General features: G+C 32.9%; 9 protein-coding genes. 2 read left to right on the forward strand and 7 right to left on the reverse strand.

Annotated elements, in window-relative coordinates:
• Window positions 1-7: 7 nt before the first annotated feature.
• The 7 genes from OYT91_RS11430 to OYT91_RS11460 form a co-directional block, all read right to left on the reverse strand.
• Window positions 8-538 (reverse strand): hypothetical protein, encoded by a 531-nt coding sequence (locus OYT91_RS11430; protein WP_281238058.1) that lies wholly within the window; start codon window positions 536-538, stop codon window positions 8-10.
• A gap of 172 nt (window positions 539-710) precedes the next feature.
• Window positions 711-2,993 carry a TonB-dependent receptor gene (locus tag OYT91_RS11435; protein ID WP_281238059.1) on the reverse strand — a complete coding sequence of 761 codons (2,283 nt, stop codon included), beginning with the start codon at window positions 2,991-2,993 and terminating at the stop codon, window positions 711-713.
• A gap of 234 nt (window positions 2,994-3,227) precedes the next feature.
• The gene (arfB, locus tag OYT91_RS11440; protein ID WP_281238060.1) at window positions 3,228-3,629 is read right to left on the reverse strand and encodes an alternative ribosome rescue aminoacyl-tRNA hydrolase ArfB; all 402 of its coding nucleotides are present in this window, start codon (window positions 3,627-3,629) and stop codon (window positions 3,228-3,230) included.
• 1 nt (window position 3,630) lies between these two features.
• Window positions 3,631-5,757 carry a DUF4301 family protein gene (locus OYT91_RS11445; protein ID WP_281238061.1) on the reverse strand — a complete coding sequence of 709 codons (2,127 nt, stop codon included), beginning with the start codon at window positions 5,755-5,757 and terminating at the stop codon, window positions 3,631-3,633.
• A complete protein-coding gene (gene pnuC, locus OYT91_RS11450; RefSeq protein WP_281238062.1) occupies window positions 5,706-6,341 on the reverse strand; it encodes a nicotinamide riboside transporter PnuC in 636 nt (211 codons plus the stop codon). Before pnuC ends, OYT91_RS11445 begins: the two co-directional genes overlap by 52 nt.
• 21 nt (window positions 6,342-6,362) lie before the next feature.
• Window positions 6,363-7,103, reverse strand: a complete 741-nt coding sequence (locus OYT91_RS11455) for a phosphoglycerol geranylgeranyltransferase (RefSeq protein ID WP_281238063.1) — start codon at window positions 7,101-7,103, stop codon at window positions 6,363-6,365.
• Window positions 7,104-7,169: 66 nt separating this feature from the next.
• The gene (locus OYT91_RS11460) at window positions 7,170-7,826 is read right to left on the reverse strand and encodes a 4'-phosphopantetheinyl transferase family protein (RefSeq protein ID WP_281238064.1); all 657 of its coding nucleotides are present in this window, start codon (window positions 7,824-7,826) and stop codon (window positions 7,170-7,172) included.
• A gap of 280 nt (window positions 7,827-8,106) precedes the next feature.
• Here OYT91_RS11460 and ahcY point away from each other — a divergent pair, with 280 nt between their 5' ends.
• Both ahcY and OYT91_RS11470 read left to right on the forward strand, forming a co-directional pair.
• Complete coding sequence (gene ahcY, locus OYT91_RS11465; RefSeq protein WP_281238065.1) at window positions 8,107-9,423, forward strand: adenosylhomocysteinase; 1,317 nt, start codon at window positions 8,107-8,109, stop codon at window positions 9,421-9,423.
• A 366-nt stretch (window positions 9,424-9,789) separates the two neighbouring features.
• Entirely contained in the window at window positions 9,790-12,114 is a 2,325-nt protein-coding gene (locus tag OYT91_RS11470) for a patatin-like phospholipase family protein (RefSeq protein ID WP_281238066.1), read from the forward strand.
• The last annotated feature ends 36 nt before the right edge of the window (window positions 12,115-12,150 follow it).

Genomic DNA, 12,150 nt, shown 5'->3' on the forward strand with positions numbered 1-12,150 from the left:
CCATATTTTAGTTTAAATAAATCCTATAGCCTCCAAACTTCCCTAAAGAATCATTAAAAAAATAATTCCCTTTATGAAAAGTTAGATTACGTCCAACTGCTTGTTGGACATTCATTTCAAAATCTAAATCTATTTTAAAAGTAAGTGCGTCCTTAGGAATGTCAGTTGGTACAGTTTCTGCCAATAAAATATCTATATAATACTTGTTTTCCGTACTGTCAAACTCTAACAATGCTGCACTTCCTTTGTTATTCATTCTTTTTGTTAATGTTTTTTTACTGGAAGAAGGAAACCAATCGGCATTACATAGTCCCCAACCACCACAATTTTTACTCGCTCTTCCCCATTCGTCCCATTCAACTATTACAACTTCGAGTTTAGTTTTTGAAGTCAGTTTTTCCTCAATCCTTGTATTTACATCTACAAATTTGAGCCTTTTAGCTATTGTATTTTCGTCAAAAGGCATTTTTAAATTTTCTTCTTTGGAACAAGAAAACAAAGCTAACATTACGATAGCTGCGATTAATGTTCTTTTCATTTTAATTAATTTTATAATTTATAATAGTTTTTATGGCTAACCATAGCAAATATCAGAAAAAAAAACAATTTATAAGTATTAACTCTATATTTAACTTATCTTTAACAAGATATTACCATTCAGAAAAAACGTTAAATTTATAATTATAAGAATTTATAAACATTATAACAGTCTAAAACTTCAAGCTCATTCCTGTCAAGAAATTAACTCCCGCTTGTGGGTAATAAAAATTTTCGGTTACAGCAGCATCTGTTGAAGCTTGTGGGCGATAGTAATAACTGTAAGTATATCCATTTGAAACATATTTTTCATCAAAAACATTATTTACTAACAAGTTAAAACTTATTTCCTTAATCCATTTTGGTTTTAATTTATAAGAAATCGAAATATTATTTACAAAATAGGCTTTCATACTTCGGCTATCTGTAGAAGTATTATCTAAATATTGCTTACCCACATACTTCGATATCAATCCAAAATCCAGATTTTCAATTGGCGAAAAAGTCAAAGTACCCCCAACGATTGTTTCTGGAGAAAAAGCAATGTTTGTGTCTTTATATTCTGTTACTATAGGCGCATATGAAACCACATCGAAAGTATTTGGATCATACTGTGTATCATAAACTAAATAATCAAATGCTTTGATTTTATTTTCACTAAAAGTAGCATTTGCATCAATTCGCAATAGTTTTGAAATTTTATAACCAGCCTGAAGTTCTATTCCTGTTCTGTAACTTTTGGATACATTTTGACGAACCCCATTCCCTACATCATCTATTTCTCCTGTAAGAACCAATTGGTCATTGTAATCCATGTAATAGAAATTTGCAGAAGCTACTATTTTTTTAGATTTCATTTTATATCCCAGTTCATAATCTATAAGTTGCTCGGGTTTTGGTTCTGTTGGATTTTTAGTCAAATCGTCTCCGTTTGGCTCTCGATTCCCAACAGCTACGGACGTGTAAATTGTATTTTGTGAATTCAACAGATACGTCAATCCTGCTTTTGGATTAAAAAAAGAATATTTTTTGTCAACATTTATGGCAGCAACGCTTGATGACAATCCAGAAGATTTATAACTTACATCTCTAAACTGAATGTCAGCAAAACCAATAAAACTATCACTAAATTGATATTCTCCTTTTAAATAAATACTAGTATCTTCTTTTAATATACTGCTTTCATAATATTTTTCAGAATAAGGCAATGGAGTTTGAAATTGGCTCCAAATGATCTCACCAAAACGCGATCCGTCATATTTATTATATCCCCCACCAAAATTAAAACTAACCTTATCCTTATTGTAATTCAACGAATATACCAAAGCATAAAAATCACTTTTCGCCCATTTTCTTCGAATTACATCGCTTGTATCATCTCCATTTGGACTTGATGGAAAATATTTTTTAAACTTATCATTTGCTTTGAATTCTTCATAATACCCTTTTCCAGGCGTAAAATTTCCCGAAATTGTAGCCGATAAATTATCATTAAATTGATGCGAAAAATGCAATTGATAATGATATTGCTCATAATTATCTGTTTGATTATCATAGGTATAAAAATTATACGTTCTACCCGAATTCAACAGATTGTAGGCTTCTGATGCCGAGCTGTAATTTCGAGCTATAAAAGCATTAATTCCATCAACATCACCATTTACCACCGCTTCAGGAGTACCATACCAAGATTGATACGTTTTTTCTTTTCCTCCAAAAACAATTGCTTTTACCGAAGTGTTTTCACTTATAAAACCAGCTTCAGTGTAAAACGATTTTAAATCCGAAAAAGCTCGATCTATATAACCATCACTTGCAATTTTGGATAGTTTTCCTGTGGCATAAAAACCATTTTTTATACCCGAACCTACACTTAAAGTATGTTTTCTAGTACCAAATGACCCAAAAGAATTAGAAATAGTCGCAAACCCTTCTGCTGATGGCTTTAGTGTTTTTAGATTCAAACTTGCACCAAAAGCTCCCGATCCATTTGTAGAAGTTCCAACACCCCGTTGCAATTGAACATCTTCTAGAGAAGAAGCAAAATCTGGCAAGTCTACAAAATAGGTTCCTTGGCTCTCGGCATCATTATACGGAATTCCGTTGATAGTAACATTCACACGTGTAGCATCGCTTCCACGCACTCGGATACTGGTGTAACCAACACCTGCACCTGCGTCAGAAGTTGTAACTACAGATGGCAATTGATCTAATAAAACAGGTAAATCTTGTCCAAGATTATTTTTTTCGAGTTCTTTTTTGCTAACATTTGTAAACGGAAAAGGAGATTTATCTTTTACTCTGGTTGCGTTTAATAACACTTCATCGAGCTGATTGACCTTTAATGTGTCTTGTTGTTTTTCCTGCGAAAAAGAGAATAGAGAAAATAGAGAAAAGAAAATAGACATCAAAAGCTTTGTACTTTTAAGATCAATAAAATGAATTGAATTTTTCATCCGTAAAAAGATTACGAATAAAAGGGGGAATTATTCTTTTGTTTAAAATTAATAAATGAATGTTCTACGACAAATCGTTAGTGTGCACGCTAATTTTTGGTCGTATTTTCCCTTGGCAGCATTACCCGCCCAGGTTCTTTGGGTATGATCTCAGCTCGTTATTTAGAGCACCCCTTTGAGACAGCGCAAAACTAATTATAAATTGTGAATTATAAATTATGAATTGGAATAAATTTAAAAATCTGGTTTTCTACGATTGCGTTTTACCTCCGAAACATTTTTTTTATCCTTGATTCTTTTTCGAATCACTGATTTTGGAATTTTTGTAGGCTTACGTTCTTTGGGGACATACAGCCCTTTTTTTATAATCTCCAAAAACCGCTTTGTAACAATCTCTTTATTCTTGAGTTGGCTTCTATCTTCATCACAATTTAAAATCAACACCAAATCATCAGTCAATCTATTGTGTAAATTGGTTTTCAACAACAATTTTTCTTCCTCAGAGAATCCCTGAGAATTGGACAAATCAAAAGTCAACACCACTTTAGACGAAACTTTATTCACGTTTTGACCTCCAGCGCCGCTACTTCTAACCGCTTTATACTTTACCTCTGAGAGGATAATTTGAATTTCCATTTTATAACGGTTGATGGGCTTGTTTTAATAAATCATTTACCGTTTTTACTGGATTAAAAGTAAATAACGGAACTTCTACAAAAACTGTTAACCAATTCGCCATTGCTCCATTCCATAACCCAGGTAACTCGTATGCTTTCAAATCAATTCCTGCATGGTTTTTGTGTACAATAAAACCACTATTGGGATCAACAAAACGTTTTAGATCAAACGATTCACCTTTATAATTTTTCAATCCACAAACCAAATCCACTGGATTAAAATGAGTAGCATTGGCCAGTATTTTCAATTGTTGTTTGTTATTTAAATCAACTTGAGAGGTTTCCACAATTTGCAAAGTCAACCTGCCATCCGTTCCTCTTACCCAAAATGGTCCACCTCCAGGTTCGCCTTCATTTATGACCATTCCGCAAACTCGAATAGGCTTGTTTAGTATTTCTTTGAGTTTACTAATTTGATTCTTTAGCTTGAATTCATGAAAATCATCATTCCATTCAATATTCAATTGCTTTTTGAGAAATACCAAAATTTCATTTATGCTTATGGAATCTACTTCTTTATTATCCAAAGTTTTTAAAAACCCAAAAATTTGAAATTGTAATTCTATTAAAACTCCGGCTAAAGCTTTTTTATAAAAAGATATTTGCTGAATATTATTTTGAATTACATTGTCAATATTTTTAATAAAAACAACATCCGCATCGATTGCATTAAGATTCTCAATCAGAGCACCATGCCCACCAGGTCTAAAAACCAACATCCCTTTTTCATTGCGAAAAGGTTTATTTTTAGCATCTACAGCAATGGTATCCGTTTCCATTTTTTGATACGAATAACTTACCTCTATGTTGGTATTTGATTTTGCTTCAATTTTACCCTTTTCCTTTTTAATAATATCCTCAAATTGTGTTTGATGGTTTTCAGTAACTGTTAGATGCAAATTGGACTGATTATTCGATGCGGCGTAAAAAGCACATTCATACAGATGCTCTTCAATTGGAGTTGCTACATGAGTTTCGTATTTGTGAAACGGTAGAATTCCTTTTGGTTTATTAGCAAAATCAAAATATTTTGGTGACAAAAGCATCTTTATGAAATAATAGTTTTTATAATCTCTTTCCAATGCATTAAAATCAGGATAAATCTCCTTTAATTTTAAGTCTACGGCTTCAAAAAAGGAGAACTTATCCATCCCAACAATAAAAAGTGACAATTCAGTATCTTTTTTTCTATTGATATAAGCATTTATAGTTTCATTTCCGAAATCAAATTCATTCAAAAAAGTACTTAAAAACTTAAACATTCTGGATGCTGCCCCTGATGCAGGAACAAATTTCTTTATTTTAAAAGTATTTTTATTAGCATCAAAAAGATTTGCTTTTTGCTCAAATTCAGCTTCTGATAATTTTAGAATTCCATTATTTATAGTCGCAGGTTGAACCAAAATACTTTTTAGTATACCCTCATTAAATATAGCCAATTGATTTTTAATATTTTCCAATGAAATCCCATGCTCATAAATTTGCAAATAATCCAAAGATGTGAAACCCATTTGCAAAGCTAGAGTCAATTCTTCGATGATGGCAACTGCTTTTTTCAAACGAATTTCCTTATTGCCTGAAATGGTAATAAATGGTTTTTTATTATCAATTAAGGATTGTTTAAAAACTTCAAATACAGTTTCCCTACCCTCTGGACTGTCTCTTAGCCCATCATCTTCCCATGGCACATCAATATCAGTTAGAAAAAACAAATCATATTGATGAGCACGAGCTGCTTTATCCAATAAAGAATCACAATAATCATAATACAATTCAGAAAAAACCTTGGTTACCAATAAATTTGTATCGCAAAAAAGGTATTTATTGGCTATTAATGCGCTTTCATTTTCCAATTTAGTTTGGCCATAAGCAATGGGTAACATATCATCAATATCACAAATACCACGACCACTATCTAATTTTTCTTGTAGATAATCGCGAGCGAATTCGGGAACCCAAACCGTCTTGTAATATTCGGCGAGCTGTGTCGCCAAAGTAGTTTTACCAGTAGATTCTGGACCAAAAATGGCAACTTTTATAATTGGTGTAGCTCCTGATTTTGCGAGCTGTTCAAGATTTTCTTCCATTCTAAATAGCCATAAACGGCAATAATTGTAAATACTATATATTGAAAACTTGTAAAGGTATATCCTTTTGCAAAATAAAGCGGTATCGAAAGTAAATCTCCTACAATCCAAAAAATCCAATTTTCGATTTTTCTTTTGGCCATCAACCACATACCTACGAAAAATAGTGCTGTTAAAAGTGTATCTACATAGGAATACCAAGTAGTAAATTTATTAAAATAAAGATAAACCAAAATAACAAAAATAAGAGTTGCCACAAAAATGAATATTCCAATGATTTTCTCTTTACTAGTCATTAGTGAAATCGGAAATTCAGCAACATCTCCTTTTTTTCGAGTCCAGTGATACCAGCCATAAATACTCATTACAAAGTAATAAACATTGATCATGGAATCCCCCAACAAGCTCCACTGCCAAAGCAAATAAGCATAAATAAAAGTGCTAACTAATCCCGTAGGAAAAACCCAAATACTATCTTTTTTGGCACACCAAACACTCCAAAGCCCAAAAAAAACAGCTATAAGTTCCAAGTACACTTCATGAACAGGGTACTCTTTATATTGAGAAAAAAAATAATCGAACATTTATTTTTAAAGTTTAGGAATTTAATTACTGTGATTAAAAAAATCAGGATCATTTTCAAAAGCGGTTCCAATTACTACCAAATCGGCTCCAGCTTCATAAGCATTTTGAATCCCTTGCAAATCTATAATTCCGCCGCCTACAATTAGTGGAATTTCGATATTATTTGAAACTTTTTTTATCATTTCAATAGGGATAGCCTGTTTGGCACCACTACCCGCTTCGAGATAAATAAGTTTATGACCTAACATTTCCCCAGCTTGAGCGGTATGCATCACATAATCACTATTATTTCTATCTAATGGCTTGGTGTTACTAACTCTAGCAACAGCTGTTTCATCACCGCTTTCGATTAATAAATAACCAGTAGAAATAATTTCGAGTTGGGTTTTCTTTAAGATTGGAACCGCATTTATTTGATGGGTTATCAAATAATCCGAATTCCGGCCAGATATTAGGGAAAGAAACAAAATCGCGTCAGCATTGGCTGAAATTTGAGATGGATTTCCAGGGAAAAGTACAATTGGTAAAGCATCCTGCCCTATTAAGGTGGAATTTTGACGAATTGTCAGAATCAACTCGTCTAATATGTTATTTTGAACTTGACTTCCTCCAATAAAAATATGCGTTGCTGGCGATTGATAGATTTTTTGGATTAAATAATCCATTTTATTCAAGTCAATTTTATCGGGATCAAGTAGAATGGCGAGTAACTTACGGTTTTCGGTCTTAGCCTGAAGAATGGCATTATAAATATTGGTCATAGGCAATTACACAGAGATTCGCAAAGAGAAAGCAAAGCTACGCAAAGTTTTAAAATTATTTTTCTATTATTCAAAAGCGTACACAAGAGTGAAATTTTGCTTAATTCCTTTTTCATCATAAGAATCAAATTCCTCAAAACAAACCTTAAAATCTCTGATTATAGCATCAAAGTGAAGTTCTGCTTTGGCTTGCGTATCATTCATTTCAAAAGCATCGACTTTAATATGATCTTTGAAACTGATTCCTTTTTCGTTTCTGATTTTAAAAATCGCTTCTTTGGCGCCCCAAATCACGGTCAGTTTTCGAATATATTCCTCTTTTTGATCAGGATTCAAAAAAGAAAACTCCGTATCAGCAAATTTATCAGCGATGCGGATGATTTTCTCCCGTTGCAATTCAATGTCGATTCCAACGACTGCATCACTTAAAATAATAGCCGAAAATTGATGGGAATGCGTAATAGAAATGTGTTTGCCATCATGCAAATGTGGTTTTCCAAATTCATCATAATACAAATCAAAATCCGTATAATCTGCAACTTGAAATAATTTACGAACACTCAAGAAAGCGCGTTGGTGTATTTCGGATTTCATATTGTTCAAACGTTTCAGGTTGCTGTCATTGAGAACAACTGCTTCAAAAAGTTCTTGATACGATTCGGTTATTTCCCAAACGAGGATTTGGGTTGAGGAGTTTAATATAATGGTTTTGTATAATGGCATTATTGAAATATGAGTTTCGAATGATGAATTATGAATTATTAGCTCATAAACGTTGTCTGTATTTTTAGAGCCCCGATAGCAGTGGAAATCCTTTTTTGAGCCGATTTTTCTTCGGCTTAAAAAAGATTGTAACGAATAGCGGGATTAGCTCCTAAAAAATATTTATCTAATGTTCAAAAGATTAAGACATTAAACAAATCACAAATCTCGTATAAATTAGTTTATTTCTAAACTTATTGCCTAAATTTGCAAAAAATTTTACAATACAAATATACTATAAATGAGTACAACGACTATGCCTTTTGTGGCTTTCAAAGTAAAAGACATTTCTCTAGCAGCCTGGGGAAGAAAAGAAATTGAACTAGCTGAAGCTGAAATGCCAGGTTTAATGGCACTTCGTGCAGAATATAAAGACGAACAACCACTTAAAGGTGCTCGTATTGCTGGATGTTTGCACATGACGATTCAAACTGCTGTTTTGATCGAAACATTGATTGCTCTTGGTGCTGAAGTGACTTGGAGTTCTTGTAACATTTTCTCTACTCAAGATCAAGCTGCTGCTGCTATTGCTGCTGCTGGAATTCAAGTGTATGCTTGGAAAGGTTTGAATGAAGTAGATTTTGACTGGTGTATTGAGCAAACATTATTCTTTGGTGAAGACAGAAAACCATTGAACATGATTCTTGATGACGGTGGAGATTTGACTAATATGGTTATTGATCGTTACCCAGAATTGGTTGCTGGAATCAAAGGATTGTCTGAAGAAACTACAACAGGAGTTCATAGATTGTACGAAAGAGTAAAAGCTGGAACATTACCAATGCCTGCTATCAATGTAAATGACTCGGTTACTAAATCAAAATTCGACAACAAATACGGATGTAAAGAATCTGCTGTTGACGCGGTTCGTCGTGCTACTGATATTATGTTGGCTGGAAAAAGAGTAATCGTTTGTGGATATGGTGATGTTGGAAAAGGAACTGCAGCTTCTTTTAGAGGTGCAGGATCTATTGTAACGGTTACCGAAATTGATCCAATTTGTGCTTTGCAAGCTGCAATGGACGGTTTTGAAGTTAAAAAATTAGATACGGTTGTTGCTAATGCTGATATCATCATCACTACAACTGGAAATAAAGATATCGTTTTGGGTTCTCATTTCGAAAAAATGAAAGACAAAACAATTGTTTGTAACATCGGACACTTTGATAACGAAATTGACATGGCTTGGTTGAACAAAAACCACGGTGCTTCAAAAATCGAAATCAAACCACAAGTTGATAAATACACTATCGCTGGAAAAGACATTATTATCTTGGCAGAAGGTCGTTTGGTTAACCTTGGTTGCGCTACAGGTCACCCAAGTTTTGTAATGAGTAACTCGTTTACCAACCAAACTTTGGCTCAAATCGAATTATGGAAAAATAGTGCTGCTTACAATAATGAAGTGTATATGTTACCAAAACATTTGGATGAAAAAGTAGCGATGTTGCACTTAGCTAAATTAGGCGTTGAATTGGAAACTTTACGTGATGATCAAGCAGCTTACATTGGAGTTGAAGTTGAAGGTCCATTCAAACCAGAATATTACAGATACTAGTAATTTTTTTAGTTTGAAAATTTCAGTTCCGACAACTATCGGAATTCGATTTCTTCTAATATTCTAATATATAGATCAAGCCCGACAGATTTTAAAATCTGTCGGGCTTTCTTTTTTAATTTAAAATTTTACAATTAAAAAATACTGACATTAATAAAAACAATCAGCTCTCCCTTATACTTTTTTCATACTTAACCCACAACATCAAAGCTTATAGTCTATTAAAGATTAGTTTTTTTTCTAAATAACAGAAATTAAATTTAAACGCATTTTTTATTATTCAAAAAAAAAATCAATACCTTAGTGTCTATTATAAAATAAAAAAGACCGATTTACTCTTTAATTACCAACTCAAAACAAGATGCTTTGAAAAGAAAATCCCCCCTCTTCCTTTTATTTGTTTTTTTGATAATCTCTCAAATTAATTTTGCTCAAGAGAAAAAACCCAAAGTCGTATTGGTTTTGAGTGGTGGAGGAGCAAAAGGTATTGCACATATACCTCTTTTACAAACCTTAGACTCCTTACACATTGTTCCCGACCTTATAGTTGGAAACAGTATGGGAAGTGTTATTGGAGGCTTGTATGCTATGGGATATTCTGGTGACAGTATTGCAAATATTACCAAAAACATAGATTGGGACAAATTACTAGGAGGAGGAATGTCTTTAAAAAGTGTTAGCGTTGAAGAAAAAAGTGAGTTTCAACGCTATTTAGTCGGTATAGGAATAAAAGATGGAAAACCAAATAGTGTTAGTTCTATATTAAACGACCAAAATTTAAGAGAATATCTTTCTGAGTTAACCTTCCCTGTATACAATATTAAAGATTTCGACAATTTAGCAATCCCTTTTAGAGCAATGGCTACCGATTTAGTATATGGTAAAGAAATTGTTCTAAACAAAGGAAGCTTAGCCTATGCCATGCGCGCAAGCATGTCTTTACCCGCGGTATTCAAACCCATGCCTTACGATGAAACAATCTTGGTAGACGGCGGTGTAATGAATAATTTTCCGACTGATGTTGCCAAACAAATGGGAGCTGATATCATAATTGGTAGTGATGTTGGTGGCGGAATGGAACCCAAAGACAAACTGGACAGTTTTCTAACTGTATTAATGCAAACGAGTATGTTTCCTAGTAACATCAAAGATCCAGAAAATCGAAAACTCTGTAACATCTTAATAGACCACATGCCGAATTTGCGCTTTTCTACAGCAGATTTTGCAAAAAGCAATGAAATCTACAAAGATGGTAAGATAGCCACAAACCTTAATCTAAATGCATTAGTTACTTTATCCGAAAAATTAAAAGGATACAAACAACGAACACATGAATTACCAAAAGTCTCGAACGAATTTATCATCGATACCATTGTGTATAAAAATATTAGCAAGGAAAACATTCCACTTGTAATAGCGAGAACAAACATTAAAACACATACAAAATATACAACCAAAGATTTGATTGAAGGCATCAATAGAGCCATGGGTACCAATCTTTTCACTCAAATCACCTATAGCTACTTTTTAAAAAATGGAGACAAACTTGGGCTTCTATTAAATGGTTTTGAATATGCAAAAAATCAAATCAATGCATCACTTCATTTTGACACCTATAGAGGCGTTGGTTTAATTCTTAATTACACAGCAAGAAACGTTTTAGCAGAATCATCTCGGTTAATTATTACTGGAGACATTGCCGAACAACCAAAAGTTAGAATTGATTTTCAGAAAAATTTTGGGAAAAAGAAAGACTGGTGGTGGGGATCCGAACTGTATGGTGCTTTTCTAAATCAAGAAATTTTTATTGATGGAAAATCTGCAGACAATATGAAATACAATACATTCGAATTCAACAATGAAGCAAATCTGAATCTAAATTCTCTTAAAAGCTATGTTGGTTTTGGATTAAACTACTTGTATACTGAGGTAAAACCTAAAAATGACCCAAAATTAAATCCGAATATACTTTCCTTAAATAATTATAACTATGAAAACATTGAGATAAATGCTCATTATTCTTATAATGATATGGACAAAGTTTTTTTTGCTACTAATGGCACTATTCTAAAAGCAAACATAAACCATTCCCTTTTAAGCAATGCTAGCATTAATTTCACTGATCCCAATTATATAGATCCTTCAGGACCTACAAATGGATATACGAAAATGGGTTTTACATTTGAGAAAAGATTTAAACTAAAAAACAAAACAACTTACATAATGGGGTTTGACTCCAACTTTATTTTCCAAGATGATCTCAAAGAGAATGAAATTTCTTTCTCAGATTATGGCTATGCAGCAAAAAATTTCCTTGGGGGAATTATACCTTGTTCTGGAAGCAATCGCTATGCGTTACCTGGATTATATGAAGATGAACTGAGTGTAACTCAATTTATGGGAGTTCGCTTGGGAGTACAATTTAATCCGACTGGCAAAATCTATCTTACTCCTCATTTTAACATTGCTTCTGTTGGGTTTGATAATTTTAACGATTATATAGGCAATGCATTTTTCCCAAAAGGGAATTGGGATTATAACAAAGAAACTAGCTTTTTAATGTCAGGAGGAGGCACAATATCATATCAATCCATTTTAGGTCCAATTCACTTTGATACTTCATGGATTAGCAATATCGACAAAGTAAGATTGTTTTTTAGCGTTGGTTTTTCATTTAATACATCAAATTAAGCCAGATAATCTTAATAAAAACAGCTCCAATTACAA

It is taken from the genome of Flavobacterium praedii, from assembly GCF_026810365.1.
Lineage (GTDB): Bacteria > Bacteroidota > Bacteroidia > Flavobacteriales > Flavobacteriaceae > Flavobacterium > Flavobacterium praedii.

Excerpts from the sequence above, each read along its gene's own strand:
- OYT91_RS11430 (WP_281238058.1), bottom strand. The coding sequence starts at position 538 with ATGAAAAGAACATTAATCGCAGCTATCGTAATGTTAGCTTTGTTTTCT.
- OYT91_RS11435 (WP_281238059.1), bottom strand. The coding sequence starts at position 2,993 with ATGAAAAATTCAATTCATTTTATTGATCTTAAAAGTACAAAGCTTTTG.
- arfB (WP_281238060.1), bottom strand. The coding sequence starts at position 3,629 with ATGGAAATTCAAATTATCCTCTCAGAGGTAAAGTATAAAGCGGTTAGA.
- OYT91_RS11445 (WP_281238061.1), bottom strand. The coding sequence starts at position 5,757 with ATGGAAGAAAATCTTGAACAGCTCGCAAAATCAGGAGCTACACCAATT.
- pnuC (WP_281238062.1), bottom strand. The coding sequence starts at position 6,341 with ATGTTCGATTATTTTTTTTCTCAATATAAAGAGTACCCTGTTCATGAA.
- OYT91_RS11455 (WP_281238063.1), bottom strand. The coding sequence starts at position 7,103 with ATGACCAATATTTATAATGCCATTCTTCAGGCTAAGACCGAAAACCGT.
- OYT91_RS11460 (WP_281238064.1), bottom strand. The coding sequence starts at position 7,826 with ATGCCATTATACAAAACCATTATATTAAACTCCTCAACCCAAATCCTC.
- ahcY (WP_281238065.1), top strand. The coding sequence starts at position 8,107 with ATGAGTACAACGACTATGCCTTTTGTGGCTTTCAAAGTAAAAGACATT.